The organism is Sphingomonas sp. EC-HK361, from assembly GCF_902498785.1.
Classification (GTDB): domain Bacteria; phylum Pseudomonadota; class Alphaproteobacteria; order Sphingomonadales; family Sphingomonadaceae; genus Sphingomonas.
The window spans coordinates 1,054,714-1,080,715 of sequence record NZ_LR701493.1 but is presented as its reverse complement, the minus strand read 5'-3'; the positions used below and the strand labels follow the sequence as shown (position 1 = coordinate 1,080,715).

The 26,002-nt window shown below is 66.2% G+C and carries 23 protein-coding genes and 1 tRNA gene; 14 read left to right on the top strand and 10 right to left on the bottom strand.

The window, feature by feature from the left end:
* The first annotated feature begins 55 nt into the window (after nucleotides 1-55).
* Genes BOS5A_RS06570 through thiE form a run of 5 tightly spaced genes read left to right on the top strand, consistent with a single transcriptional unit; the run spans nucleotide 56 to nucleotide 2,942 of the window.
* Entirely contained in the window at nucleotides 56-292 is a 237-nt protein-coding gene (locus BOS5A_RS06570) for a ribbon-helix-helix protein, CopG family (RefSeq protein WP_151954340.1), read from the top strand.
* Between the two features lie 8 nt (nucleotides 293-300).
* Nucleotides 301-615, top strand: coding sequence for a type II toxin-antitoxin system PemK/MazF family toxin (locus tag BOS5A_RS06565; protein ID WP_151954339.1), 315 nt, complete (start codon nucleotides 301-303; stop codon nucleotides 613-615).
* Between the two features lie 20 nt (nucleotides 616-635).
* The gene (locus tag BOS5A_RS06560) at nucleotides 636-1,544 is read left to right on the top strand and encodes a class I fructose-bisphosphate aldolase (RefSeq protein WP_151954338.1); all 909 of its coding nucleotides are present in this window, start codon (nucleotides 636-638) and stop codon (nucleotides 1,542-1,544) included.
* Between the two features lie 4 nt (nucleotides 1,545-1,548).
* The gene (locus tag BOS5A_RS06555; RefSeq protein WP_199857238.1) at nucleotides 1,549-2,220 is read left to right on the top strand and encodes an O-methyltransferase; all 672 of its coding nucleotides are present in this window, start codon (nucleotides 1,549-1,551) and stop codon (nucleotides 2,218-2,220) included.
* A gap of 35 nt (nucleotides 2,221-2,255) precedes the next feature.
* Nucleotides 2,256-2,942, top strand: a complete 687-nt coding sequence (thiE, locus tag BOS5A_RS06550) for a thiamine phosphate synthase (protein ID WP_151954336.1) — start codon at nucleotides 2,256-2,258, stop codon at nucleotides 2,940-2,942.
* A gap of 169 nt (nucleotides 2,943-3,111) precedes the next feature.
* On the opposite strand, the gene BOS5A_RS06545 is transcribed toward thiE, so the two are convergent.
* Both BOS5A_RS06545 and BOS5A_RS06540 read right to left on the bottom strand, forming a co-directional pair.
* A tRNA-Asp gene (locus BOS5A_RS06545) sits at nucleotides 3,112-3,188 on the bottom strand.
* Between the two features lie 73 nt (nucleotides 3,189-3,261).
* Nucleotides 3,262-4,500: an AI-2E family transporter gene (locus tag BOS5A_RS06540; protein ID WP_151954335.1), complete on the bottom strand. Its 1,239-nt coding sequence runs from the start codon at nucleotides 4,498-4,500 to the stop codon at nucleotides 3,262-3,264.
* A gap of 73 nt (nucleotides 4,501-4,573) precedes the next feature.
* On the opposite strand from BOS5A_RS06540, the gene BOS5A_RS06535 reads away from it, so the two are divergent.
* The gene (locus BOS5A_RS06535; RefSeq protein ID WP_151954334.1) at nucleotides 4,574-6,031 is read left to right on the top strand and encodes an FGGY family carbohydrate kinase; all 1,458 of its coding nucleotides are present in this window, start codon (nucleotides 4,574-4,576) and stop codon (nucleotides 6,029-6,031) included.
* Nucleotides 5,995-6,642, top strand: coding sequence for a 5'-methylthioadenosine/S-adenosylhomocysteine nucleosidase (locus tag BOS5A_RS06530; protein WP_442800503.1), 648 nt, complete (start codon nucleotides 5,995-5,997; stop codon nucleotides 6,640-6,642). Before BOS5A_RS06535 ends, BOS5A_RS06530 begins: the two co-directional genes overlap by 37 nt.
* 126 nt (nucleotides 6,643-6,768) lie before the next feature.
* On the opposite strand, the gene BOS5A_RS06525 is transcribed toward BOS5A_RS06530, so the two are convergent.
* Nucleotides 6,769-8,475 carry a class I adenylate-forming enzyme family protein gene (locus BOS5A_RS06525; protein WP_151954557.1) on the bottom strand — a complete coding sequence of 569 codons (1,707 nt, stop codon included), beginning with the start codon at nucleotides 8,473-8,475 and terminating at the stop codon, nucleotides 6,769-6,771.
* A 192-nt stretch (nucleotides 8,476-8,667) separates the two neighbouring features.
* Here BOS5A_RS06525 and BOS5A_RS06520 point away from each other — a divergent pair, with 192 nt between their 5' ends.
* The 7 genes from BOS5A_RS06520 (at nucleotide 8,668) to BOS5A_RS06490 (ending at nucleotide 18,708) form a co-directional block, all read left to right on the top strand.
* Nucleotides 8,668-9,876: a serine hydrolase domain-containing protein gene (locus tag BOS5A_RS06520; protein ID WP_151954333.1), complete on the top strand. Its 1,209-nt coding sequence runs from the start codon at nucleotides 8,668-8,670 to the stop codon at nucleotides 9,874-9,876.
* Nucleotides 9,877-9,987: 111 nt separating this feature from the next.
* On the top strand, nucleotides 9,988-12,021 hold the full coding sequence (locus BOS5A_RS06515; protein WP_151954332.1) for a 3-hydroxyacyl-CoA dehydrogenase NAD-binding domain-containing protein: 2,034 nt from the start codon (nucleotides 9,988-9,990) through the stop codon (nucleotides 12,019-12,021).
* Between the two features lie 106 nt (nucleotides 12,022-12,127).
* Nucleotides 12,128-13,438, top strand: coding sequence for an amidase family protein (locus BOS5A_RS06510; RefSeq protein WP_151954331.1), 1,311 nt, complete (start codon nucleotides 12,128-12,130; stop codon nucleotides 13,436-13,438).
* A complete protein-coding gene (locus BOS5A_RS06505) occupies nucleotides 13,435-14,619 on the top strand; it encodes an acyl-CoA dehydrogenase family protein (protein ID WP_151954330.1) in 1,185 nt (394 codons plus the stop codon). Before BOS5A_RS06510 ends, BOS5A_RS06505 begins: the two co-directional genes overlap by 4 nt.
* A gap of 103 nt (nucleotides 14,620-14,722) precedes the next feature.
* Nucleotides 14,723-15,850 (top strand): acyl-CoA dehydrogenase family protein, encoded by a 1,128-nt coding sequence (locus BOS5A_RS06500; RefSeq protein WP_151954329.1) that lies wholly within the window; start codon nucleotides 14,723-14,725, stop codon nucleotides 15,848-15,850.
* A gap of 147 nt (nucleotides 15,851-15,997) precedes the next feature.
* Nucleotides 15,998-16,873: an acyl-CoA thioesterase gene (locus BOS5A_RS06495; protein WP_151954328.1), complete on the top strand. Its 876-nt coding sequence runs from the start codon at nucleotides 15,998-16,000 to the stop codon at nucleotides 16,871-16,873.
* A gap of 11 nt (nucleotides 16,874-16,884) precedes the next feature.
* Nucleotides 16,885-18,708, top strand: a complete 1,824-nt coding sequence (locus BOS5A_RS06490) for a DUF885 domain-containing protein (RefSeq protein WP_151954327.1) — start codon at nucleotides 16,885-16,887, stop codon at nucleotides 18,706-18,708.
* Nucleotides 18,709-18,901: 193 nt separating this feature from the next.
* On the opposite strand, the gene BOS5A_RS06485 is transcribed toward BOS5A_RS06490, so the two are convergent.
* From BOS5A_RS06485 to BOS5A_RS06455, 7 genes are all read right to left on the bottom strand, one after another.
* On the bottom strand, nucleotides 18,902-20,035 hold the full coding sequence (locus BOS5A_RS06485; protein ID WP_234419227.1) for a TonB family protein: 1,134 nt from the start codon (nucleotides 20,033-20,035) through the stop codon (nucleotides 18,902-18,904).
* A gap of 61 nt (nucleotides 20,036-20,096) precedes the next feature.
* Entirely contained in the window at nucleotides 20,097-20,765 is a 669-nt protein-coding gene (locus BOS5A_RS16240) for a methyl-accepting chemotaxis protein (protein ID WP_325058533.1), read from the bottom strand.
* A gap of 71 nt (nucleotides 20,766-20,836) precedes the next feature.
* The gene (locus BOS5A_RS06475) at nucleotides 20,837-21,637 is read right to left on the bottom strand and encodes an SDR family NAD(P)-dependent oxidoreductase (RefSeq protein ID WP_151954326.1); all 801 of its coding nucleotides are present in this window, start codon (nucleotides 21,635-21,637) and stop codon (nucleotides 20,837-20,839) included.
* Between the two features lie 22 nt (nucleotides 21,638-21,659).
* Nucleotides 21,660-22,424: an SDR family NAD(P)-dependent oxidoreductase gene (locus tag BOS5A_RS06470; RefSeq protein ID WP_151954325.1), complete on the bottom strand. Its 765-nt coding sequence runs from the start codon at nucleotides 22,422-22,424 to the stop codon at nucleotides 21,660-21,662.
* Nucleotides 22,425-22,427: 3 nt separating this feature from the next.
* Nucleotides 22,428-23,474, bottom strand: a complete 1,047-nt coding sequence (locus tag BOS5A_RS06465; protein ID WP_151954554.1) for a phosphotransferase family protein — start codon at nucleotides 23,472-23,474, stop codon at nucleotides 22,428-22,430.
* A gap of 40 nt (nucleotides 23,475-23,514) precedes the next feature.
* Nucleotides 23,515-24,597, bottom strand: coding sequence for a Zn-dependent alcohol dehydrogenase (locus BOS5A_RS06460; protein ID WP_151954324.1), 1,083 nt, complete (start codon nucleotides 24,595-24,597; stop codon nucleotides 23,515-23,517).
* Between the two features lie 103 nt (nucleotides 24,598-24,700).
* Nucleotides 24,701-25,984 (bottom strand): acyl-CoA dehydrogenase family protein, encoded by a 1,284-nt coding sequence (locus BOS5A_RS06455; RefSeq protein ID WP_151954323.1) that lies wholly within the window; start codon nucleotides 25,982-25,984, stop codon nucleotides 24,701-24,703.
* Between the last annotated feature and the right edge of the window lie 18 nt (nucleotides 25,985-26,002).

Sequence of the window (26,002 nt, the reverse complement as noted above, 5' to 3'; positions counted from 1 at the left end):
GGTTGAAATGCCGACGCTCGAAGCCTAGCGTTTAACGCGTTAAACGGAGGCGCGTATGCTCGGTGTACGACTCGACACGGATCTGGAACAGCGGCTCGCGTCCGTCGCGCGCACGCAGGGGCGCAGCAAGAGCGATATCGCGCGCGAAGCGGTTCGCCGCTATGTCGATCTCCACGACGAGGCGTTCAAGGCCGAAGCGCGGCGCCAGTCGCTGCGCGCAACCGAGGGCGATGCCGCAGACGATTACGCCTTCTGGGAGGCAATCGAAGCTGAGGACGGCTCTTGGAAATAAGCCGCGGAATGATCGTGCTGGCGGCGGGGCCCGGCGACTATTCTGCCAAGCCCCGTCCGTTCCTCGTCGTCCAGTCCGATCTGTTCAATGCGTCGCACGGGTCGTTCACGCTTTGCCCCATCACCAGTATCGTTACCGGCAATGCCCTGTTTCGGATCGCTTTTGCGCCGGAACCGGGCACCGGTTTGCGCGAGGAGAGTGAAGTGCAGATCGACAAGGTCCAGTCACTTCGTCGGGCCAGAATAGTCCGCGCGATCGGCCGTGCCTCCCCGACCGCGATGGAACAGGTCGATCAGGCGCTTCGCCGCTGGCTAACTTTGTAATTAACCGAAAAGGAAATGCGATGACCCCGGCCGTACGTGCGATCCTGGAAAAATATGAATCGGACAGCCCCGCCACGAAGGCGAATCTCGCCCGCATCCTGATGCAGGGACGGCTTGGCGGCACAGGCAAGCTCATCATCCTGCCGGTCGACCAGGGGTTCGAACATGGCCCTGCGCGCAGCTTCGCGATCAACCCGCCGGCCTATGATCCGCATTACCATTACCAGCTTGCGATCGATGCGGGGCTCAGCGCCTATGCCGCTCCGCTTGGTATGCTGGAAGCGGGCGCCGAGACATTTGCCGGCCAGATTCCGACCATTCTGAAAGTGAACAGCTCGAACAGCTGGGCGACCTCGATCGATCAGGCCGTGACCGGCGGCGTCGACGACGCGCTACGCCTCGGCTGCGCCGCGATCGGCTTCACCATCTATCCCGGCTCTGACAACATCTTCGAGATGATGGAGGAGTTTCGCGAGTTGTCCGCGCAGGCGAAGGCGGTCGGGCTCGTCTCGGTCCTCTGGTCCTACCCGCGCGGCGGCGAGTTGTCGAAGGACGGTGAACTCGCGCTCGATGTCGGCGCCTATGCCGCGCACATGGCGGCGCTGCTCGGCGCGCACATCATCAAGACCAAGCTGCCGACCGACCATATCGAGCAGAAGGACGCTAAAAAGGCGTATGAGGGCGGCGACTGGTCGACGATGGCCAAGCGCGTCGCGCATGTCCGCCAGGCGAGCTTTGCCGGGCGCCGGATCAACGTCTTTTCCGGCGGCGCGGCCAAGGGCGCCGATGCGGTCTTTCAGGACGCACGCGACATTCGCGACGGCGGCGGCAACGGGTCGATCATCGGCCGCAACACCTTCCAGCGTCCGCGTGACGAGGCGCTCGCGATGCTCGACAAACTCGTGCGCATCTACAAGGGCGAGGAATAAGGCGGTGGTCGAGCGCCTCTCCCCGCCCGATCCGGCCTGGGAGGCGGTCGACCGCTACATCGCCGAACATCTTCTCGGCCGCGATACGGCGCTGGAAGGTGCGCTCGCGGCCAATGCGGCCGCTGGCTTGCCCGATATCGACGTGTCGCCACCGCAGGGACGGATGCTCCATCTGCTGGTGCGCATGGCGAACGCCCGGCGCGTACTGGAGGTCGGAACGCTCGGCGGCTACTCGACGATCGAGCTCGCTCGCGCCGTGGGGCCGACAGGCAGCGTCGTGACGCTGGAGATCGACCCGCATCACGCGGCCGTCGCGCGCGACAATCTCGACCGCGCAGGTGTCGGCGAACGCGTCGAGATCGTCATCGGCCCAGCGGTGGAAACGCTCGCGAGCGTTAGCGGCCCGTTCGACCTCATCTTCATCGACGCGGACAAGCCATCCAACGTCGCCTATCTCCACGCCGCGCTGCGGCTGTCGCGCCCCGGCACGACCATTATGGTCGACAATGTGGTGCGCGAGGGGGAAATCCTGGACGCAGCCTCCGCTGACGACCGCGTGATCGGCACGCGCGCTCTGTTCGAAGCGGTCGCGGCCGAACCGCGGCTGACCGCCACCGCGATCCAGACGGTCGGCAGCAAGAAATGGGACGGCTTTCTGATCGCCATCGTCGACTAACTTCCGTGCGCGGACCCGACGCGCTAGGGAACCGCATGGACATCCAAGACCCGCTCGGCCCGCTAGATCCCGATTTCGCTGAAAAGTTCGTGCGCGACATGCGCAGGCCACCCTGCCAGCTCTATCTCGTCTCGCCGCTCGACATGAGCGGCGCCTTTCCCGATCGCCTTGCCCGGGCGCTCGATGCCGGTCCGGTGGCCGCCTTCCAGTTTCGCGCCAAGGACATCGACCAGCATGCCGCCGCCGCGTTCGCAGAGCCGCTCCAGCGCATCTGCAGCGATCGTGAGGTGGCCTTTATCGTCAACGACAGCGTTAGCCTTGCCAAGCGGCTGGGCGCCGACGGGGTCCATCTGGGGCAGGACGACGGCGATCCGCGCGACGCGCGCGCAGTGCTGGGGCCAGAAGTTCAGATCGGCGTGACCTGCCACGACAGCCGGCACCTTGCGATGGAGGCGGGCGAGGCCGGGGCGGACTATGTCGCGTTCGGAGCGTTCTTCCCGACGACGACCAAGGCGACGAAGCACCGGCCGGAAATGTCGATCCTGTCCTGGTGGTCGACGCTGTTCGAACTGCCCTCGGTCGCGATCGGCGGGATCACGCCGGACAATGCCGCGCCGCTTGTGGCCGCTGGAGCCGATTTCCTCGCGGTTTCGAACGCGGTCTGGGGTGGCGACGAGGTGGCGGCGGTTCAAGCCTTCGAGCGTGCAATGACGGGCGGCTGAAGGAGACTACCCAACCCGTTCGCGGCGAGGTATGTCGAGACATCGGGGCATCGACGCAGCCCCTCCCTCGCATCCGCTGAAGACACCTGAAAAGCTTGCCAAAGCCTGTCGCGACCTGACTTAAACGACTAATTTTTCGGTGTTCGCTACGCCATCCTTTGCGAAGGAATGGCGCGAGTGACGGGGCTCGAACCCGCGACCTCCGGCGTGACAGGCCGGCGCTCTAACCAACTGAGCTACACCCGCTGAAAGCGTTGAGGCGCGCCCACTATGGCACCCTTCCGGACCTGTCAACAGCGCCCACGACATTCTTTCGGAATCAGATTTCAGGCTCGGCATTCCGCCATCGTTTGCCACCCTTCGGGCGCTGCTGGACGAGCGTCCCGTGCTCGAACAGGAAGCCGGCAATATCGGGCTTGCCGGCCGCACCGATCACCGTCTGGATGATGATGAGCAGCGGCACCGCCAGCAGCGCGCCGGTCGTCCCCCAAACCCAGCCCCAGAAGCTGATCGATATGAGGATCAGGATCGGGCTGACGGTAAGTCGGTGGCCGACGATCAGCGGGGTCACGATGTTCGCCTCGACCAGATGGCAGCCGATCATGATCGCCGGCGGGACCATCGCCATCCACACGTCGGTGAAGGTCATCAGCCCGCCGATCGCCATCAGCAGCGCGGCAATGACGGGCCCGAAATAGGGGATATAGTTCAGCAGCGTCACCAGACCGCCCCACATCAGCGGAAACGGCATGCCGATGGCGTAGAAGGCGCCCGCGACGATAAGGCCCAGCAGGACGTTGATCGCGGTGATCGTGCCGAGATAGGCCGAGACGTCATCGACCACATCCTGGATGACCCGCGCGGTCGCCATGGCACCGCCGAAGCTCATCCGCCCGGTGATCGTGCGCTTGCGCAGCTTCGTCCAGCTTGCGAGAAAGAAGAACGCGACGAGGATGCCGTAGAAGACCTGGATGATCGCCGCCGGTGCCGAGGTCGCCGCAAGCTCCAGAATCGAGCTTGGCGGCGAAACCGCTGCCGTCGGACTCGCCCTGGGCGGAGTCGATGCGATCTGGCGCAGCGTCCGGTTCGCGTATTTTTCCAGGTTCGAATAGAGATCGAGCAGCGGCGCGAGATTGTGCTGGATCCGGCCGATCCGCAGCGGCAGCAGGCGAAAGAACTCGGTCGCTGGCACCACGATCGCGGCCAGCGCGATGTTCGCCGCGGCGACGAACAGGATCACGCAAATGAACGCCGCAAGCGCGGACGGCAACCCGCGCCGCTCGAACCACTCCAGCAGCGGAATGAGCGCGATCCCGATGACGAGCGCCGCCGTCGTCGGCAGGAAGAACTCCGCCCCGCTCTTCAGCGCGAACGGCGTGCCGAGCGCGACCCCGACCCCGGCCAACAGCGTCAGCGCCGCGAGCAGCCTATCGCGCCGGAGTGCGATGCGCATGTCTTCCGGCGAATCCCCCCCGATCGGCAGCCCGAAGGCGCCCGCCGCCGCTGGCACGGTCGGCGATGCTGCGGCGACGGGTTCGGAATCGGGTAGGTCGGCCATCAACATCCTTTCGAGCGACGGATTTGAAACTAGCGGGTTTCGGTCGCGATGTAATCCGCGCTAGCGTTCGCCCATGGATAAGAAGATTCTGGTCATCGACGAGGGCACGACCTCGACCCGCGCGATGCTGTTCGGCGCCGGCGGGCGCTGCCATGCGAGCGAGCAGACCGAGCTGGAGCAGCATTATCCCCGCCCCGGCTGGGTCGAGCATGACGCCGCCGAAATCTGGCGCAAGACGCTGCGGGTCGCCGGCGCGATGGTCGCGCAGGCGGGCGGGCCGCAGCATATCGCCGCGATCGGCATCACCAACCAGCGCGAGACGGTGGTGTTCTGGGACAAGACGACCGGCGAGCCGCTGGCGCCCGCGATCGTCTGGCAGGACCGCCGCACCGCCGCCGATTGCCGCGCGCTCAGGGATGCGGACCACGAGGATGCAGTGCAAGCCAAGACCGGCTTGATCCTCGATCCCTACTTCTCCGGCTCCAAGATGGGCTGGGCGATGCGCGAATGGCCGCAACTCGCCGAGGCGGGCGACCGGCTGGCGGTCGGCACGATCGAGAGCTGGCTCGTCTGGAAATTGACCGGCGCGCACGTCACCGACGCCTCCAACGCCAGCCGCACCGCACTGATGGCGCTCGACGGCGGCTGGGATGACGAGCTGGCGGACCTGTTCGGCGCGCCGCGCCGTGCGCTCCCCGAGATCGTCGACTGTGCGGGCGAGTTCGGACGGACGACACTGTTCGGCGGGTCGATCCCGGTGTGCGGCCTTGCGGGCGACCAGCAGGCCGCGACGATCGGACAGGCCTGTCTCGGCGAGGGCGACACCAAGGCGACGTTCGGCACCGGCGCGTTCGTGCTGACCCAGGCGGGCACGACACCGCCCAAATCCACACACAGGCTGCTCGCGACCGTCGCATGGCAGCTGAACGGCGAACGCCAATACGCACTGGAAGGATCGGTATTCGTCGCCGGGAGCCTAATAAAATGGCTGCGCGATTCGGTCGGGCTGATCGCGGCGGCGAGCGAAACGGATGCGCTGGCCCGCAGCGTCGATGACAATGGCGGCGTGTATCTCGTCCCGGCCCTGTCCGGTCTCGGCGCACCGTGGTGGGAGCCTGAGGCGCGGGCGGCGATCTCCGGCCTCAGCTTCGCGACCGGCAAGCCCCACATCGTGCGCGCCGCACTGGAGGCGATGGCGCATCAGGCGCATGACCTGAAGACTGCCTTTGCCGCCGACGGCGCGGACTGGTCGCAGCTGCGGATCGACGGCGGCATGGTCGCCAACGACTGGATGGCGCAGGACATGGCCGACATGCTGGGGCTGACGGTGGAAAGGCCGAAGTTCGCCGAAACGACCGCGCTGGGCGCCGCGATGCTGGCGGGTGTCGGGTGCGGCATGTTCCGCGATCTGAGCGAGGCCGCGGCGATGCGCGGCAAGGTCGAGATGTTCGAGCCGACGATCGAGGCTGGCGTGCGAGAGGAACGGCTTGCCGGGTGGAAAGCGGCGGTATCAGCGGTGCTGCCGGATTGACCTGGGACTGCGCCGAGATCGGCGGGCGGCGCACGCTGTTCGTCATGGCGACGACCCACGAATACGGCCCCGCCCTGCGCGCGCGGATCAACCCGCTCATCACCGGCGTCGGCCCGATCGAGGCGGCGATCGGCACGGCTCTGGCGTTGCAGGCGCTCGCCGACAAGAGTGCCCTGCCCGACCGCGTGGTTTCGCTCGGCTCGGCGGGGTCGCGGCGCTGCACGCTTGGCGCGGTCTATCAGATCGCGAGCGTATCGTGGCGCGACATCGACGCCAGCGCGCTCGGCATCCCCAAAGGCGTGACGCCGTTCCTCGACCTGGCGCCGGTCCAGCCGCTGGACACGCCCTTCACCGGCGTGCCGACCGCTACGTTATCGACCGGCAGCGATATCGTCAGCGGCGACGCCTATGCCGCGATCGACGCCGACATGGTCGATATGGAGACTTTCGCGGTGCTGCGCGCCTGCCAGCGCTTTGGCGTGCCGCTCGCAGGCCTGCGCGGCGTTTCCGATGGGGCGGGCGAACTGGGCAAGCTGCTCGACTGGACGGGATTGCTGGAGCTACTCGACGAGCGGTTGGCTGACGCGGTGGATTTACTGCGCCGGACGTAGTCCACCCGTCACCCCGGACTTGTTCCGGGGTCTACCCACCCGCACGCATAGCTCGTCATAATAAGGCATCGTCATCGCTGCGCAGTAGACCCCGGAACAAAGTCCGGGGTGACGGCTACAAGACAATCAGGCCGCAGCCGCGCGGTCCTCGAACAGGCCTTTCAGGTCCTTCTTCAAGATCTTGCCGTTCGCGTTCCGTGGCAGCGTCTCGTCGACGAAGCGGATCGCGACGGGGACCTTGAACGCCGCCAGCCGCTCGCGCACCCAGCCCTGCAACTCCGCCTCGGTCGCGCTGCATCCGGGGCAGAGATGGACGACCGCGACCGGCTCCTCCCCCAACGTGCGATGTGGCACGCCGATCAGCGCGCAGTCCGTGACCGCGGGATGCGCGTAGAGGACGTTTTCCACCTCGGTCGAATAGATGTTCTCGCCGCCGCGGATGATCATGTCCTTGGCGCGGTCGACGACGTAGAGGAACCCGTCTTCGTCCACCCGCGCGAGATCCCCGGTGCGGACCCAGCCATCGATGAAGGTTTCGGCGGTCGCCTCCGGCTTGTTCCAGTAACCGCGCACGATCATCGGGCCGCGCGCCCATAGTTCGCCGACCTCGCCCGTGGCGCGTTCACGCTCGCCCGCCTCGTCCATGATCCTCAGGTCCGCGACCGCGACCGGCGGGCCGGCGCTTGTCGGGCGGGCGAGATAGTCCTCGCCCGAATGCGCGGTGACCGTCGCCATCGTCTCGGTCATCCCCCAGCCATTGCCGGGCAGCGCGCCGAATTCGGTGTAGATGCGCTTGACGAGTTCGGGCGCGGAGGGCGCGCCGCCATAGGCGATCGCCTCCAGGCTGGAGAGATCATATTTCTCGCGATCCGGATGCTCGAGCAACTGCCACGCGATCGTCGGGACGCCGCCGGTCAGGTTCACCTTCTCGCGCTCGATGATCTCCATCGCGCGCACCGTGTCCCATTTGCGCAGGAAGATGAGCGTCGATCCGCTGGCGATCGCCATCATCATCGTCGCCGAACACGCGGTGACGTGGAACAGCGGGATCACCGTCAGCATCGTCTTCGGGATCGGCGCGGCGGGCGGCACCTCGCCGCGGCGGAGCAATTGGCGGGCGGCGGAATAGCCGCTCGACAGGATATTGGTGGTGAGATTGCGGTGCGTGCCGAGCGCGCCCTTCGGATTGCCGGTGGTGCCGCTGGTGTAGAAGATCGTCGCGTCATCGTCGGGCGCGATATCGATTGCGGGAAACGCCACCTCCGCCAGCGTCGCCCAGTCGTGCGGCGTACCGATCGCGTCTTCCAGCCGTGCAGCCACGCCTTCGAGCGGAGCCGAGGCGCGCGCGACCAGGATATGCTCCAGCGCCGGGAGCGCAGCATAATGCGCCGCCAGCCGGTGATGCCGCTCGCCATCCACGATCAGTATCTTCGCGCCCGAATCAGCGAGGCCATATTCCAGCTCGGCCCCGGTCCACCACGCATTGAGCGGCACGACGATTGCGCCGAGGCTCGCCGCGGCGAAGAAGGCGACTGGCCATTCGGGCAGGTTGCGCATCGCGATCGCCACGCGGTCGCCCTTCGCCACGCCTAGCGCCGCGAGATGTGCGGCCAACGCAGCCGTCGCACGGTAGGCCGCCTCATAGGTTACGCGTTCGTCCTCATGGATCGTGAACAGTTTGTCGCCGTGCGCACGCGCGGCCTGTGCGAGCCAGGCCAGCGTCGGCGGTGCGTTCTTCCACACGCGGGTCGGCACGCCGTGGATGTCGGCCATCCCCATCTCGAACTTCGCCCCCGGCGCGGTCAGCGCGGCGGTGACCTGCGCCAGCGTCATCTTCGGCCAGGACGGGTCGAGCGCGACGAGCGGTTCTGTAGTCACGGCAATCCTCTCTCAGGAGCAGCCAATTGCGGCAATTGGAATGTCGGGTTTGGCTTACGTTACGTCACTTGCGAGGTTAGTGTTGATTCCTGCGCTACTCAAGGCAATAGGGTCGCGCAAGTTTCGAAACGGGGGTATGCTCGTCCCATGACAATCGCCAAGCCCGGATCGCACGGCTTCGACGGGCATCGGCTCGCCGCGATCGATGCGTTCGTCAAGGCGCGCTATCTCGACACCGGGCTGCTGCCGCACGCGCAGTTGCTGATCGCGCGCGAGGGCGAGGTCGTCCATTTCTCGCATCAGGGCGCCGCCCGGGAAGGCGGGAAGACGATCGACGAATCCTCGCTGTTCCGCATCGCCAGCATGACCAAGCCGATCACCTCGATCGCGTTCATGATGCTGGTCGAGGAAGGCAAGGTCGCGGTGGATACGCCGGTTCACCACGTCCTGCCCGAGTTCAAGGGGATCGGCGTCTACAGTGGCGGCGGCGGCGGGGTGCCGTTCCTGACGAAGCCCTGCGAGCAGCCGATGCGGATGGTCGATCTGCTACGGCATACCTCGGGGCTGACCTATGGCTTCCAGAACCGCGGCAACGTGGACGCCGCCTATCGCGAGGGGAAGATCGAGAACTGGCACGGCCATCTCGATCTCGACGGATTCGTGGCAGCGCTGGGCAAGCTGCCGCTCGAGTTCTCGCCGGGCGATGGCTGGAACTATTCGGTGGCGACCGACGTGCTCGGCGCGGTTGTGCAGCGGGTGTCGGACATGCCGCTCGACCGATTCTTCGCGGAGCGCATCTTCGCGCCGCTGGGGATGGACGACACCTTCTTTCAGGTGCCGGCGGACAAGATCGATCGGCTGACCGACTGCTACACCTTAGTGCCCGGCAAGGGCCGCATCATGTATGACCGCGGCGAGGCGAGCGCGTGGAGCCGGATGCCGAAGCTGGTCTCCGGCGGTGGCGGGCTGGTGTCGACCGCGATCGACTATCACAAGTTCACGTCCGCGCTGCTGGCGGGCGGCGGAGGGCTCGTCGGGCGCAAGACCCTCGATCTGATGACGCAGAACCACCTGCCCGGGAAATCCGATCTCGCGACGCTGTCGAAATCGCTGTTCAGCGAGGCGGCGAATGCGGGGACCGGCTTCGGGCTGGGGTTCGCGATCAACGAGGATGTCGCGAAGACGATGATCCCGGGATCGAAGGGCGAATATTATTGGGGCGGGATGTTCTCGACCGCGTTCTTCGTCGATCCGGTCGAGCGCGTGACGATGGTGTTCATGACCCAGCTATCGCCTAGCAGCACCTATCCGATCCGGCGCGAGCTGAAGACGATGATCTATGCCGCGATGACCTGATGATCTTACGCCCCTCCCGTTTGTATCGAGCGAAGTCGAGATACGTTCACGGAACACTGCCCCCGTTTCTCGACTTCGCTCGAAACGAACGGATTTTCTGGAGAGCCTGACATGACGTCCCCCATCCGCACCGAACGCCACGGCGATGTCCTCGTGATCGTGTCCGACAGTCCGCCCGTCAACGCGCTCGGCGCCGCCGTCCGGCAGGGGCTGGAGGCGGGCGTCAAGGAAGGTGTCGCGGATGCGAGCATCACCGCGATGGTCATCCGCTGCGATGGACGCACTTTCTTTGCTGGCGCGGACATCACCGAATTCGGCAAGCCGATGCAGGAGCCGGGGCTGCCGACCGTCATCGACATGATCGAGGCGGCCGACAAGCCGGTGGTTGCGGCGATCCACGGCACCGCGCTGGGCGGCGGGTGCGAGGTCGCGCTCGGCTGTCATTACAGGATCGCGGTGCCGTCGGCGAAGATCGGGACGCCCGAGGTGAAGCTCGGCCTGCTGCCCGGTGCGGGCGGGACGCAGCGCATCCCGCGCATCGCGGGCGTGAAGCTGGCGCTGGAGATGACGGCGAAGGGCGATCCGATCTCTGCGAGCCGCGCGAAGGATGCGGGGTTGATCGACCGTTTGGCGGGTGAGGACAGCCTGGAGGCGGACGCCATCGCCTTCGCCCGGGAGGTTGCATCGAACCGCCCGCTCCCGCGCGCCAGCGAGAAGAATGTGACGCCCGATCCGGAGGCGGTCGAGGCGTTCAGGAAGGAAAACGCCCGCCGCTTCCGCGGCTTCGATGCGCCTGCCGCCAACATCGCCTGTGTGGAGAAGGCCGCATCCGGCGCCTCGTTCGCCGACGGCATCGCCTTCGAACGCGCAGAGTTCATGAAGCTGATGATGGGCGTCCAGTCCGCCGCCCAGCGCCACATCTTCTTCGCCGAGCGTCAGGCCGCGAAGATCGACGACGTGCCGGCCGACACGCCGCTGCGCCCGATCAAGAAGGTCGGCGTGATCGGCGCAGGCACGATGGGCGGCGGGATTTCGATGAACTTCCTGTCGGCGGGCATCCCGGTCACGATCGTCGAGATGCAGCAGGACGCGCTCGATCGCGGCACCGGCGTGATCCGCAAGAATTACGAAGCCACCGCCGCCAAGGGCCGGATCAAACCCGAGGCGGTCGAGGCCGCGATGGGTGCGCTGACTCCGACGCTGAGCCTCGACGATCTCGCCGACTGCGACCTCGTGATTGAGGCGGTCTACGAGAATATGGACGTGAAGAAGGAGCTGTTCGGCAAGCTCGACACCATCGTCAAGAAGGGCGCGATTCTCGCCTCGAACACCAGCTACCTCAACGTCGACGAGATCGCGGCGAGCACCGGGCGACCCGAGGATGTGGTCGGCATGCACTTCTTCTCGCCCGCGAACGTCATGAAGCTGCTGGAGGTCGTGCGCGGGGAGAAGACCGCGAAGGACGTCCTCGCCACGGTAATGGCACTCGCCAAGAAAATCCGGAAGGTGGCGGTGGTGGCGGGCGTCTGCCACGGCTTCATCGGCAACCGCATGCTCGCGCCGCGCCAGATCGAGGCGATGAAGCTGCTGATGGAGGGCGCGACGCCGGAACAGGTCGATAAGGTCCATGTCGCCTTCGGCATGCCGATGGGGCCGTTCCAGATGTCGGATCTCGCCGGCGTCGACATCGGCTGGCACCGCGACCCGACCCGGATCGAAAGCATCCGCGACGCGCTCGCCGCCGAGAAGCGCTGGGGGCAGAAGACGCAGGCCGGTTTCTACGACTACGACGAGAGGCGGAACCCCTCCCCCAGCCCCCGCGTCGCCGAGATCATCGAGGAGTTCCGCCAGAAATCGGGCGCGCCCGCCCCGCGCGAGATCAGCGACGAGGAGATCGTCGAGCGCACGCTTTATCCGATGGTCAACGAAGGCGCGCTGATTTTGGAGGAAGGCAAGGCGCAGCGCGCGTCCGACATCGATGTGGTGTGGATCTACGGCTATGGCTGGCCGGTCTATCGCGGCGGGCCGATGTTCTGGGCGGGGACCGAAGGGCTGCCCAAGATCGTCGCGGGGCTGGAGAAGCATGGGTGCGCGGTCGCGCGGTCGCTGAAGGACGCCGCCGCGAGCGGTGGTAGGCTGAAGTGAACCCTACCTCGCGCGTCATCCCGGCGCAGGCCGGGACCCAGTGTCCTGAGCAGCGCCATCTGAAACGCTGGACCCCGGCCTTTGCCGGGGTGACGGCGGGGATGTAATGGAACGCTCCGCCCTCCAGACGGCCGCCGCGGTCCGTAGCGGCGAGACCAGCGCGCGCGCCGAAACCGAAGCGGCCATCGCGCGGATCGAGGCGGGCGACGGGGCGCTCAACGCGGTCGTCGTTCGCGATTTCGATCGCGCCCGCGCGGCCGCCGCGGCGCTGGACCAGCGGATCTCGGATGGCTTCGACGCGCCGCTGCTCGGCGTGCCGATGACGGTGAAGGAGAGCTTCGACGTCGCCGGCCTGCCGACGAGTTGGGGCTTTGCCGAACATGCCGATCATGTGGCGGATGAGGATGCCGTCGCTGTCCAGCGACTGAAGGCGGCGGGCGCGATCATCCTCGGCAAGACCAATGTCGCGCTCGGTCTTGCCGATCTGCAGTCGAACAACCCCAATTACGGGCGTACCCGCAATCCGCATCATCCCGACCGGGTCAGCGGCGGATCGTCGGGGGGATCGGCGGCAGCGCTCGCGGCGGGTTTCATTCCGCTGGAAATGGGGTCCGATATCGGCGGGTCGATCCGCGTGCCAGCGGCCTTTTGCGGCGTCTGGGGCCATAAGCCGACTTTCGGGATGCTAGATGCCGAGGGACATTATTTCCCGCGCACGAAAGGAGCCGCCCCCAATCTCAGCGTGATCGGCCCGCTGGCGCGCGATCCCGACGACCTTGCGCTCGCGCTCGATCTGACCGCCGACCTCCCGCTACCCAGGCCTGCCCCGCGCCGGCTTGGCGATTGGCGCATCCTGGTTCTCGCACGCCACCCGCTCGCGGCTGCATCGGCGGATGTGGCAGGCGCGGTCGAAAAGGTGGGGACCGCCTTCGCAGCCGCCGGCGCGACGGTCGATCATCAGAGCGACCTCCTTCCCGATCTGGAATCGCAACACGCCGACTACATGCGAATCCTCGCGGTCGCGATGGCACGGGGACGACCGGGTCCGGGCGGCCCGCCCTCCACGCCGATGCCGGTCCTGCTCGATCGGCAGGCCGATTGCCGCCGCGCCTGGCGGCGGCTGTTCCGATCCTATGACGCGGTGATCGCGCCGGCCTGGGGGACGACGGCCTTCGCACATGACGACACGCCGATCGCCGAGCGGATCGCGGTAATCGACGGGGTGCCGACCCCTTTCGGCGCCCAGATCGCCTATCCCGGCCTCGCGACCTTCCCGCTGCTGCCCGCCACCAGCGTGCCAATCGCCGTCGATCCCAACGGCCTGCCGATCGGCGTTCAGGTGATCGCCGACCGCTATCATGACCATACCGCCATCGCCGTCGCCAGAGCGGCGCACGATCTTGTCCGGAGCCAGTGATGACCGACCTCGACACCTTCCGCACCGAAACCCGCGCCTGGCTGGAGCTGAATTGCCCGCCAGAGATGCGCGAGCCCGTCCGTTCCGAAAAGGACGCGTGCTGGGGCGGGCGCCATCCCGACTTCCAGCCGGGGCAGAAGGAATGGATGGACGCGATGGCGTCACGCGGCTGGACCGTGCCGGACTGGCCCAAGGCTTATGGCGGCGGCGGACTCACGCCAGCCGAGACGAAGATGCTGCGTGAGGAGATGGCCCGCATCCGTGCGCGCAATCCGCTCAACAGCTTTGGCATTTCAATGCTCGGGCCGGCGCTGCTGAAATACGGGACCGAGGAGCAGAAGCTCGATTACCTGCCCAAGATCGCGCGCGGCGAAATCCGGTGGTGCCAGGGCTATTCGGAACCCAATGCCGGTTCCGATCTCGCCAGCCTTGCGACTTCCGCCGAGGATGCGGGCGATCATTATGTCCTCAACGGACAGAAGGTCTGGACGAGCTATGCCGACAAGGCCGACTGGATCTTCTGCCTCGTGCGCACGTCGAAAGAGTCGAAGCAGGGCGGGATCAGCTTCGTCCTTTTCGACATGGCGTCTCCCGGCGTCTCGACGAAGCCGATCCTGCTGATTTCGGGGTATTCGCCCTTTTGCGAGACGTTCTTCGACAATGTGAAGGTGCCGAAATCGCAACGCATCCATGACGAGAACAAGGGCTGGGACGTCGCCAAATACCTCCTCGGCCATGAGCGCGAGATGATCTCCGGCATGGGCCTGGGCGGCACTGGCGGCAACCCGCTGATCGACGGCGCGATCGCGACGATTGGCGTCGATCACGACGGCAAGCTCGCCGACCCGCTGCTCCGTGCGCAGATCGCGCAGTTCGAGGTGCGGTCGAAGGCGTTCGCGGCCATGTCCGAGCGGTTCATCGACGAGTTGAAGGCCGGACGTGCGCATCCGGCCCAGCCAAGCATGATGAAATATTATGGAACCGAGCTGAACAAGAGCCGGCATGAACTGGCGATGGCGGCGGGCGGTTCGGATGCGCTGGAATGGGAGAGCGAGCGATCGGGCGGCGGCGGGGCGGCTCGGGCGTGGCTGCGAACCAAGGCCAATTCGATCGAGGGCGGGACGAGCGAGGTGCAGCTCAACATCATCGCCAAGCGGATCCTGGAGTTGCCGGGAGCCTGAGCCGTTGAACGTCACCCCAGCCCAGGCTGGGGTCTATCACTGAATGAAGTGCCACCCGAGAGAGCCATGGACCCCAGCCTTCGCTTGGGTGACGGAGTAGGAAATGCCCCTCTACCTCAACGACGAACAGACGATGCTCCGCGACACCGCGAAGGACTTCGTCGCCGAACATGCACCTGTCAGCCATATGCGCGCGCTTCGCGACGAGAAGGACGCGACCGGCTTCTCCCGCGATCTCTGGAAGCAGTTCGCCGAGATGGGCTTCACCGGCATCCTGATCGGCGAGGATCAGGGCGGCCTTGGCCTCGGTCATGTCGAGGCGGGCGTCGTGCTGGAGGAGATCGGACGCAACCTGTCGCCCTCCCCCTTCCTCTCGACCGCCGTCGCAGCCGTCGAGGCGCTGAAAGGCTCCGCGCAGGCCGAGCGTTGGTTCCCCAGCATTCTCGCCGGAGAAACGGTCGCGGCGCTGGCGATCGATGAGGGCGCGAAGCACAGAGCGTCGATCGCCATGAAGGCCGAGCGATCGGGCAACGGTTTCCGCCTTACCGGCGCCAAGCAGTTCGTGACCCACGGCCATGTCGCCGACCTGCTGATCGTCGCCGCGCGCACCGCGGGCAGTGCCGACGACACGGGGGGCGTGACCCTGTTCGCGGTGCCGCGGGATGCGGCCGGGCTGACAGCCGAGGCCGAAAGGCTTGCCGATTCGAGCCTGGCCGCGCGGATGCGGTTCGATGGGGTAGCCGTAGACGCGGATGCGGTGATCGGCGAGGTCGATGCCGGCCGCGACCCGCTCAACCGGCTACTGCGCGCGGGGCGCACCGGCGCAGCCGCGGAGTTGCTCGGCGTCGGCGGGGGGGCGATGGATTTGACGGTGAGCTACCTCAAGGAGCGCAAGCAGTTCGGCGCCGCGATCGGCAGTTTCCAGGCACTCCAGCACCGCGCAGCGCATCTCTATTCGGAGATGGAGGTTGCGCGCGCGGCGGTGCTGAAGGCACAGCAGTTACTCGATTGCGGCGACCTGAAGGCAGATGCTGCCGTCTCCGTCGCCAAGGCGATGACGGCGATGGCGACGACGCTCAGCGTGCAGGAAGGCGTCCAGATGCACGGCGGCATCGGCATGACCGACGAGTATGACATCGGCTTCTACATGAAGCGCGCGCGGGTGCTCGCGGAGATGTTCGGGGATGCGAACTTTCATGCCGATGCGCTGGCGACAGCGGCGGGGTATTGAAACTTCAGTTCCTCCCCGGCACGGGGAGGGGGACCGCGACCGCAGGGCGTGGTGGAGGGGGCCCTGCCCCATGCGATGCGCGTGTGGCGGGCCCCCTCCACCAAGCTTCGCTTGGTCCCCCTCCCCGTGTCGGGGAGGAATGAATAGATGACAGAACCTACCCCCGCGCAACTCGCGCAGAATCTTGTCGATCTCCTCGACGTCGAGGAGATCGATACCGATCTCTACCGGGGTCCGCGCGGGAATGACGGATTCGGGCGCGTGTTCGGGGGGCAGGTCATCGCGCAGGCGCTTCAGGCGGCGCAGCGATCGACCGAATCGCCCAAGACTGCGCATTCGCTGCACGCCTATTTCATGCGGCCGGGAGATGAGGCGCATCCGATCATCTACCGCGTGGTGCGCGATTTTGACGGAAAGAGCTTTTCCACCCGCCGCGTGATCGCGATGCAGCGCGGGCGGCCGATCCTCAACATGGCCTGCTCGCTCCAGGTGCCCGAGGACGGCCTCGCGCATCAGGACGCGATGCCCGACGTGCCACCGCCCGAAGACCTGCAGGCCGAACGCGATCTCCGCCGCGCGATGATCGACGAGGTCCCGGAGAAATTCCGCGATCAGTTCACCCGGCCCCGCATGATCGAGATACGCCCGGTCCAGCCGCGAAGCTGGTTCCACCCGGTGAAGCAGGAGCCGCGGCAATTTAGCTGGTTCCGCGTGGTCGCGCCGATCGGCGATGATGCCGCGCTGCACCGGGCGGTGCTCTCCTATGCCTCCGACATGTCGCTGCTCGGCACCTGCACGCTGCCCCACGGCGTTAACTGGATGATGAACCGTCTGCAGACCGCGAGCCTCGACCACGCGGTGTGGCTCCACGAGGATTTCCGCGCCGACGACTGGCTGCTCTACGCGACCGACAGCCCCTGGGCGGGCCATGCGCGGGGCTTCAACCGCGGACAAATCTTTGCGCGCGATGGACGGCTGGTCGCGAGTGTCGCACAAGAAGGGCTGATCCGGCTGCGCGAATAAGGGGTTACCGCATGTTGCTCGACCGTCGTCATTTCCTCGGCGGCACCGCCGCGCTTGGCGTCAGCGGCGCGTTGCCGGCTATCGCCGCAACGCCTGCCGATGCCGCGGCGATGACACTGCTCGATGCGACGGCCGAGGCGCTGCTTGCGGAATATCCCGAGAATGCGCTGTATCTGGGCATCGACTCCGGCAAGCGCTCGAGGCTGCGCGGCAAGCTCAACGATCGGAGCGTCGAGGGCGACCAGCGCCGACGCACGGCCGCCGCCACGCGCCTCACCGACCTCGACCGGATCGATCTCGCAAGCCTTTCGCCTGACACGCGCCTGCATGTCGAGGTGACGAAGGCTGCGCATGTTCTCGCACTCGACGGGTGGAAGCGACTGCCGGTGGGTGACGTCGCGATCCTCAACAACAATGTGAGCTATCGCAGCACGCCCTATATCGTGTCGCAGGGGTCCGGCGCCTATGCCGAGGTGCCCGACCTCCTCGATTCCAAGCACGGCGTAGAGGCGCGCGAAGATGCCGAAGCCTATCTCGCGCGGCTGGAGGCCTATGCCACCGCGCTCGATCAGGAAACGCCGCGGATCGGTGCGGATGCTGCTGCGGGGACCGTCCTGCCGGCATTCCTGAACGATATCACGGTCGGCCAGATGCAGGGCGTGGCGGCGCAACCCGCCGCGGAATGGGGCCTGGTGAAGGGCCTCGGCGCAAAGACGAAAGCCGCTGGACTCGATGCGGACTGGGAAGCCCGCGCCGCCCGCATCATTTCCGACAAGGTCGCACCAGCGCTCCAGCGCCAGATCGCTGCACTCAAGAGGGTTCGCCCGAAGGCTAGCGACACGCCGGGAATGTGGCGCATACCGGGCGCTGCGGATCGCTATCAATGGCTCGTCGAGGCCGGCACGACCACGACCCGCACGGCCGAGGCGATCCATGAGGACGGGCTCGATCAGTGCAAGGCGCTCGCCGCGCAAATGGACGCGCTGCTCCGCGCGCAAGGTCTGACCCGCGGGACCGTCGGCGCGCGGCTGACGATCCTCGGCAAGCGCCCCGACCTGCTGTTTCCGGACAGCGACGCCGGCCGCGCCCAGCTTCTGGCCTATCTCAACGGCGTGGTTGCGAAAATTCGTCCGCGCTTGCCCCGCGCGTTCGGCAAGATCGTCCCCGGCAATCTCCAGATCCGCCGCGTGCCGATCGAAATCCAGGACGGCGCGCCCAACGGCTATGCCGGCCCCGGCTCGCTCGACGGCAAGAAGCCCGGCACCTATTACATCAACCTGAAGGATGTCGGCATCTGGCCACGCTTCGCGCTGCCGACGCTGACCTTCCACGAGGGCATTCCGGGGCACATCTGGCAGGGCGAATACACGTTCAGCCTGCCGCTGATCCGCACGCTCCTGTCGTTCAATGCCTATTCGGAAGGCTGGGGGCTGTATGCCGAGCAGCTTGGCGACGAGCTCGGTTTCTACGACGACGATCCGCTGGGGCGGATCGGTTATCTCCAGTCGATGAACTTCCGCGCCGCGCGGCTCGTGGCGGACACCGGGCTTCATCACAAGCGCTGGACGATGCCGCAGGCGATGGCCTGGTTCATGGCGACCACCGGCTTCACCGCGAGCCAGGCGCGGTCGGAACTCAATCGCTACTGCGCCTGGCCGGGCCAGGCGCTCGGCTACAAGACCGGGCATAACGAGATCAATCGGCTTCGGACGGCGGCCAAGGCGGCGATGGGCGCCCGGTTCGACCTCAAGGCATTTGATGATCTCGTCGTTCAGACCGGTGGCGTACCGCTCGGCGTGCTCGGCGGTGTGGTCGGGCGTTGGCAGGCGGCATAAGGCGGCTAGCGAATCGTCACCACCACGCGGGATTCCCTTGTGCACCCGCCCCATGCTGCGGCGTCCCACGCCATAGGCCACCTCAACCGTTCGTTTCGAGCGAAGTCGAGAAACGGCCATAAGGTATCCCGCTCCGGCTTCTCGACTGCGCTCGAAACGAACGGAAGGTTCGCCCGATTGAACGCAACGCGCGCTAGAACGGCGGTGGTGGCGGCTCTTCGTTCGAGAGGACGCCGCCGACCGGCCCCATAACGAAGCGCACGCGGTCGACGCAGCCTGTGGCGCCCTGCGGCGCGTCTGCAAGCTTTGCGCTGCGCAGGACCTGAATCGCCTGCTTCCCAAAATCGTCGGAGGGTTCGGCGGCAACGACCTTCACATTTCCGATCTCGCCCCACGGCGCGACATCGTAGGTCACGACCGCCCACCCCTCGATCGAGCGGCGGCGATAGGCGTCAGGAAAGCGGAGCACCGGCCTGGTTGCCCAGTCGCGTCCCTCCGGGCACGTCGCGCCCGCCGGGCGAGCGACCGGGTCGTCGGGGATGGGCGGTGCCGGCAGCTTCTCCGCCGCGCGCCAGAAGGGGAAGCGGCACCCCGTTCGCGCGCCGCCCGTATACCGCGATGCTGCGACTGCCTTGATGGCCGCGGTATCCAACGCGCGGTTGCCAGTGCCGTAATCGATGCGAACATGCGTCGGCTTGCCGCGGGCATCCTGATCGTAGCCGACCATCGACCAGTCCCTCACGCCAGGCGTACCGGCGAAGGACAGGAAATCGGGATAGACCTGGGTCAGGGGTCGCGGCCTTGGCTCGTCGATGCAGGTCGCCGCCGGCGAGCGGATGCGGTCCCAGCCGGCCTTTGGCAGCGCGCCGGACATCGGGTTGAGCGAATAGGAGATCAAATCCTCGATCGGCGCCTCGGCCAGCGGCGTGCGGCTGGCGGTGTAGATCACCCGGCATCCCGACCTTTCGGCCCCGCGCGCGAATTGCGACGCGGCGAGCGAGGGCGCGATATCGTCGCTGAACGGCGCATAGGCATCGCCGTCGCGCTTGATCGACAAAGCGCGGCCGTCCGCATCGATGCGAAACGTAAAGGCAAGCGGCTTCGGCGCGTCAGACGACGGCGCGGACCAATAGAGCGACGTCCATGGTCGCCGCATCGGTGTTGCGGCGATCACCGAATTCCCGCAACGCACCTCGCCCGGCATCCAGGCGAGCAGCACCTGCTGCGGAGCCGATGCCGATGGCGCCGACACGATCGGCGGAGGAACCTGCGCAACCGCAGCCCCGGAAGCCGCGAACACGCCAGCGAGCAGCAAAACCCGTTTCATGCGAGCAACTTGCCGCGCAATTGTTGCGCGCGCAAGTCAGCTTGCCGCGAGGGTTCGAGGATCAGCGCGCGCCGATCATCGTCCGCGCAGCTTCCGTCGCGTTGCGCGTATCGGTCGCCAGCTTCTTCACTTCGCCAGCGACGACCGCGAAACCGCGTCCGGCATCCCCGGCGCGCGCCGCCTCGATCGTCGCGTTGAGCGCGAGAAGATTGGTTTGCGCTGCAATCCCCGCGATCACCTCGACCACCCCGGACAGCTTGACAACCATCGCCTCGATTTCCTGCTGTCGGGACGCTGCGATGTCCTGCAGCACCTGACTCTCGCGCAACCGCAACGCGACCTCGTTTGCAAGCCGCACCTCGTCGGTCACGTCGGTCGCGAACTTCACCACTTTCATCGGCTGGCCGGAGGCGTCGAGAATAGGCGTATACGTCGCCTGGATCCATACGCGACGGCCATCGCCGCCGATCCTGCAGAACCGACCCGCCTCGTACTGCCCGCGGTTGAGCGCGGCCCAGAAGTCGCGATATTCGGCACTGGCGGCATAGGCGGGGTCGCATAGCACGCTGTGATGTCGGCCGATCAGCGCGTCGCGGGAATAACCGAGCAGGCTCAGGAAAATCGCGTTGGCTTCGGTGATCCGTCCGTCCATCGCGAACTCGATGACCGCCTGCGATCGGTCGATGGCGTCCCAGATCGATCCTGATCGAAGATTACCGGCGGGGTCCACAGCGCTAATCCGCAATATGTTGGCGACCCGTCATACGATGGCGCACTTAAGAGCGGGTTCACCTCGTCAAATCACACCGCAGTTCGGCCGTATTCCTGTCGGGTAACCGGGTGGCTCGACGACAGGCCCCCATCGACCGCAATGGCCTGCCCGTTGACATAGCTCGCATCGTCGGAGGCGAGGAACAAAGCGACCTTCGCGAGCTCGTCGGGCTGCGCGCCGCGGCGCAGAGGGTTCAGGCGGCCGACGCGGTCCATCTTCCCCGCCTCGCGCGCATAGTCGAAGGTCGGCTTGGTCATGCCGGTTTCGGTCAGCCCCGGGCAGATCGCGTTCACCCGCACGTTCGATCCCGCCAATTGCTGCGCGGACACCATCGCGAGGTTGATGACCCCGGCTTTCGACGCGGAATAGGCGGGCGACCCGGCGCCCGAGCGGATGCCCGCGACGCTCGCGGTCAGCACGATCGCGCCGCCACCGCGCTCCGCGATCTTCGGCGCGGCGTGCTTGATCGCCAGATACGGCCCGATCAGGTTGACGCGCAGAACCTCGGTAATGAGCGCCACATCGGTATCGAATATATTCGCCATCCCCCCCGAGATGCCGGCATTGGCGAACATGACATCCAGCCCGCCGAACCGCTCGCACGCAGTGGCGACCGCCCGAACGACGTCCTCCTCAGCGCCCGCATCCATCCGCAGCGCAACCGCGGTGCCACCGGCGTCACCGATCATCGCCGCGGTTTCGTCCGCGCCATCGGTCTTGTCGGCGACGAGCACCTGTCCGCCTTCCGCTGCAAAGAGGATCGCCGCAGCACGCCCGATGCCGGAGCCTGCGCCGGTGACGATGATCGATTTGTCGGTGAACCTTCCCATCTTGTCTCTCCGTCTCCGCGGTTCAGATCGTGACGCCGCCATCCACCACCAGCGTCTGCCCGGTCATGAACGTGCTGGCAGGCGACGCGAGATACACGACCGCGCCAGCGATTTCGTGCGGCTCACCGATGCGCCGCAACGGCGTCGTGCGGTTGCGCTCGGCGACCGCAGCCTCGTCCTCCCACAACGCGCGCGCGAAATCGGTGCGGATCAGCCCCGGCGCGATGCAGTTCACGCGGATGCCGTGTTGGCCATATTCATGCGCCAGATTGCGCGCCAGTTGCATGTCCGCCGCCTTCGAGATGCAATAGGCCCCAATGATCGACGATCCGCGAAGCCCGCCGATCGACGACACGATGACGATCGATCCCTCTCCGCGCTCGCGCATTTCCGGCACGACCATCGAGATCAGCCAGTGGTTCGACACGATGTTGTTGTCGAGGATTTTGCGAAACTGCTCGTCCGCGATCGCTTCCTGCGGGCCGTAATAGGGGTTGGATGCCGCGTTGCAGACGAGCACGTCGACCTTCCCGAACGCCTTGCGGGTTTCGTCGACAAGGTTCTGGAGCCCCGTCTTGTCGGAGATATTGGCCGCGACAGCGATCGCAGTATTCTCGCCATATTTGCCGTTGATCTCTGCCGCGACCGCGTCGCACGCGTCCTGCTTGCGGCTCGAAATGACGACCTTCGCTCCGTGTTCGGCGAGTTCGAAGGCGGAGGCCCTGCCGATCCCGCGCGACGACCCCGTGATGATCGCGACCTTCCCCGTCACATCGAACAGCGACATCGCCTATGCTCCCGCCTTCACCGCAAATCCCCATGCGGCATCCGCCAGCCCCCCCACCCGCGCGACGGCTTTCTCCGCCTGCGCGCTTGACGCCGTGCCGATCTGGATGCGCTTCTTGATCCCCTGGACGATCCCGGTCAGCCGGAAGAGATTGTAGGCGAAATACCAGTTGAGATCGGGCACGCCATCACGACCGGTCGCGGCGCAATAGCGCGCGGTCACCTCGTCGATCGTCGGGATTCCCGTCTCCGCCCCGGTCAATCCCATGACGCCCGACCGTCCCTCCGGCTGGGTCACCCAGCTCATCAGGAAATAGGAAAAGTCCGCAAGTGGGTCGCCGAGGGTGGACAGCTCCCAGTCGAGCACCGCGATCACCTTCGGCCCGGTGGGCGCGAAGATCATGTTGTCGATGCGGAAATCGCCGTGGACGATCGACGTGCGCGTCTGCTCGGGCACCGTGCGCGGCAGCCATTCGATCAGGCGCTCGACAGGTTCCATAAACTCGGTTTCGGCGGCCTTGTATTGCTTGGTCCAGCGCGCGACCTGCCGTTCGAAATAATTGCCGGGCTTTCCGTAATCTCCCAGCCCCGCGGCGACATAATCGGTGTTGTGAAGTGCGGCCAGCGTATCGACCATCGCATGGTAATGCGCGGTCCGCTCCGGCGGGGAGAGGTCGGGGAGAGCGCCGTCCCACAAATTCCGTCCCTCGACCAGTTCCATGATGTAGAACATCGATCCGATCACGGAGTCATCGGAGCACAGGCCGAAATAGGGCTTGGGCACCGGGAAACCGGTGGGGTGCAGCGCCGCGATCAGGCGGTATTCGCGGTCCACCGCATGGGCGGAAGGCAACAGCGTCCCGAATGGCTGGCGACGCAGGACGTAGTTGCGGCCCGGCGTATCGACGCGGTAGGTCGGATTCGATTGCCCGCCCTTGAACTTCTCGAGCGCGATCGGGCCTTCGAAGCCCGGCATCCGTTCGCGCATCCAGCGCTCCAGCGCCTTCACGTTGATCGGATCGTCAGCCGGCACCGGCACCGTGCCGACCATCGTCGTCTGCGCGTCGCTCGTCTCGGTCACGCGCCGCTCCTCACGCGAAGGTTATGACGCTTCGGGTCGTGTCGCCCTTGCGCAGCTCGTCGAACGCGTCGTTGATCCGCTCCAGCGGCATCCGGTCGGCGATGATCGTGTCGAGATCGAGCAAGCCGCGCTGATAGAAATCGACGAGCCGCGGAATATCGACGGGGAAATGGTTACGACCCATGAGCGCGCCCTGCACCTTCTTGTCGGCGAGCAGATCGAGCGCGGACAGGCCGACCTTTTCACTGAGCGGCATCATGCCGAGGATCGTCGCTGTCCCGCCCCGGCGCAGCACCTTGACCGCGGTCGCGGCGGATTGCGGACGCCCGACTGCCTCGATCGCGTGGTGGACGCCGCCGCGGCTGATCTCGACCACCTCGTCCGCCGCCGTCTCCGACAATGCATCGATCGTGTGGGTCGCGCCCAGTTTCTCCGCCGTCGCGCGTTTCTCCGCGACCGGATCGATCGCGATGATCTTGCCCGCGCCCGCGATCTTCGCGGCATTCACCGCCGCCAGCCCGATCCCGCCGCAGCCGACGACGCACACCGTCTCGCCCGGCACCAGCTCGGCCGCATTAAAGATCGCGCCCGCCCCGGTCGTCACCGCGCAGCCGATCAATGCCGCGCGGTCCATCGGCATCTCGCGATCGATCGCCACGCAGGCATGTTCGTGGACCAGCATCATCTCGGCATAGGCGGACAGGTTCAGCATCTGCGCGATCGGCTGATCGCCGATCTTCAGCCGCGGCGGCGCGCCCTTCGCACGCTTCGTATCGGCGCCGAGGCACAGCGACATATGTCCCGTCACGCAGAACTCGCAGTGGCCGCAAAAGGCCGACAGGCAGGTGACGACATGGTCGCCGACCTTCACGCTGCGCACCTCCTCGCCGACAGCCTCGACGACCCCTGCCGCCTCATGCCCGGGAATGCCGGGCAGCGGATGCGGATAGGCGCCATCGACGAAGTGGAGGTCGCTGCGGCATACCCCGCACGCCACGGTGCGGATCAGCACCTCGTGCGCGGCGGGCTTGTCGATCGTGACGTCTTCGATGCTGAGCGGCGTCTTCGCTTCGAACAGAACGGCGGCTTTCATCTATGTCCTTTCGTCATCCCGGAGAAAGCCGGGATCCACTGCGCAGGTTAACGCAAGTGGATGAGTGGATCCCGGCCTTCGCCGGGATGACGGTTTTCTTCGGTTAGCGGCTGACCCCCACGTCCCCGCTCGACACGCGCTCCGCTCTATAGTCTGCGTATTTCCCGAACTCGTTTCGCGCGATCGCGCGGTTGTGCACTTCGTCCGGTCCGTCGGCGAAGCGCAACGTCCGCATCGCCGCCCAAGAATGCGCGAGCCCGAAATCGCCCGACACACCGCCGCCGCCATGCGCCTGGATCGCATCGTCGAGGATCTTGAGCGCCATGTTGGGCGCCTGCACCTTTATCATCGCGATTTCCTGCTGCGCGCTCTTGTTGCCGGCCTTGTCCATCATGTCGGCGGCCTTCAGACAAAGCAGCCGGGTCATCTCGATATCGATCCGCGCGCGCGCGATCCGTTCTTCCCACACCGAGAAGTCCGCGATCCGCTTGCCGAACGCGACGCGGGACAGCAGCCGCTTCGCCATCGCCTCGATGCCCGTCTCCGCGACCCCGATCGTCCGCATGCAGTGGTGAATGCGCCCCGGCCCGAGCCGACCCTGAGCGATCTCGAACCCGCGCCCCTCGCCGAGCAGGACGTTCTCGACCGGCACGCGCACGTCCTTCAACTCGACCTCGCCGTGCCCGTGCGGCGCGTGGTCGTAACCATAGACCGACAGCATCCGCTTGATCGTCACGCCGGGCGCATCCATAGGCACGATGATCTGGCTTTGCTGGGTATGACGGGAGCTGTCCGGGTTTGTCTTCCCCATGACGATCGCGACCTTGCAGCGCGGATCGCCAACGCCCGAAGACCACCATTTCGTGCCGTTGATGACATAGTGATCGCCATCCCGCACCATCGAGGTCTGGATGTTTGTCGCGTCGGACGAGGCGACCGCCGGCTCGGTCATCAGGAAGGCGGAACGGATTTCGCCGTTCATCAGCGGCCGCAGCCACTGCTCCTTCTGCTCCAGCGTACCGTAACGATGAAAGACCTCCATATTGCCGGTGTCGGGCGCCGAGCAGTTGAAGCACTCGCTCGCCCAGCCCACCTTGCCCATCTCCTCGGCGCACAGCGCATATTCGAGGTTCGTCAGCTGCGTCCCCTCGAATTCGAAACTGTCGTCGACATGGGTCTGTCCCGAATGCGGAGGCATGAAAAAGTTCCATAGCCCCGCGGCCTTCGCCTTCGCCTTCACCTCTTCGATGACGGGGACGACCTTCCAGCGCTCGCCCTCATGCTCCTGCGCATGATATTCGTCATTGCGTGGCCGGATGTTCTGCTCGATGAAATCGCGCACCCGGTCCCGGAAATAGCCCTCCCGTTCGCTCAGCGTGAAATCCATCGAACCTCTCCATCGAAT

Coding starts and splice junctions, on each gene's coding strand:
- BOS5A_RS06460 (WP_151954324.1), bottom strand. CDS start 24,597: ATGAAAGCCGCCGTTCTGTTCGAAGCGAAGACGCCGCTCAGCATCGAA.
- BOS5A_RS06510 (WP_151954331.1), top strand. CDS start 12,128: ATGGAACGCTCCGCCCTCCAGACGGCCGCCGCGGTCCGTAGCGGCGAG.
- BOS5A_RS06560 (WP_151954338.1), top strand. CDS start 636: ATGACCCCGGCCGTACGTGCGATCCTGGAAAAATATGAATCGGACAGC.
- thiE (WP_151954336.1), top strand. CDS start 2,256: ATGGACATCCAAGACCCGCTCGGCCCGCTAGATCCCGATTTCGCTGAA.
- BOS5A_RS06475 (WP_151954326.1), bottom strand. CDS start 21,637: ATGGGAAGGTTCACCGACAAATCGATCATCGTCACCGGCGCAGGCTCC.
- BOS5A_RS06485 (WP_234419227.1), bottom strand. CDS start 20,035: ATGAAACGGGTTTTGCTGCTCGCTGGCGTGTTCGCGGCTTCCGGGGCT.
- BOS5A_RS06540 (WP_151954335.1), bottom strand. CDS start 4,500: ATGGCCGACCTACCCGATTCCGAACCCGTCGCCGCAGCATCGCCGACC.
- BOS5A_RS06470 (WP_151954325.1), bottom strand. CDS start 22,424: ATGTCGCTGTTCGATGTGACGGGGAAGGTCGCGATCATCACGGGGTCG.
- BOS5A_RS06535 (WP_151954334.1), top strand. CDS start 4,574: ATGGATAAGAAGATTCTGGTCATCGACGAGGGCACGACCTCGACCCGC.
- BOS5A_RS06570 (WP_151954340.1), top strand. CDS start 56: ATGCTCGGTGTACGACTCGACACGGATCTGGAACAGCGGCTCGCGTCC.
- BOS5A_RS06525 (WP_151954557.1), bottom strand. CDS start 8,475: ATGACGCTGGCGCAGGTCACCGCCGCGCTGACCGCGCCGGGGGCGAAG.
- BOS5A_RS06500 (WP_151954329.1), top strand. CDS start 14,723: ATGCCCCTCTACCTCAACGACGAACAGACGATGCTCCGCGACACCGCG.
- BOS5A_RS06515 (WP_151954332.1), top strand. CDS start 9,988: ATGACGTCCCCCATCCGCACCGAACGCCACGGCGATGTCCTCGTGATC.
- BOS5A_RS06520 (WP_151954333.1), top strand. CDS start 8,668: ATGACAATCGCCAAGCCCGGATCGCACGGCTTCGACGGGCATCGGCTC.
- BOS5A_RS06565 (WP_151954339.1), top strand. CDS start 301: ATGATCGTGCTGGCGGCGGGGCCCGGCGACTATTCTGCCAAGCCCCGT.
- BOS5A_RS06490 (WP_151954327.1), top strand. CDS start 16,885: ATGTTGCTCGACCGTCGTCATTTCCTCGGCGGCACCGCCGCGCTTGGC.
- BOS5A_RS06465 (WP_151954554.1), bottom strand. CDS start 23,474: ATGGTCGGCACGGTGCCGGTGCCGGCTGACGATCCGATCAACGTGAAG.
- BOS5A_RS06495 (WP_151954328.1), top strand. CDS start 15,998: ATGACAGAACCTACCCCCGCGCAACTCGCGCAGAATCTTGTCGATCTC.
- BOS5A_RS06455 (WP_151954323.1), bottom strand. CDS start 25,984: ATGGATTTCACGCTGAGCGAACGGGAGGGCTATTTCCGGGACCGGGTG.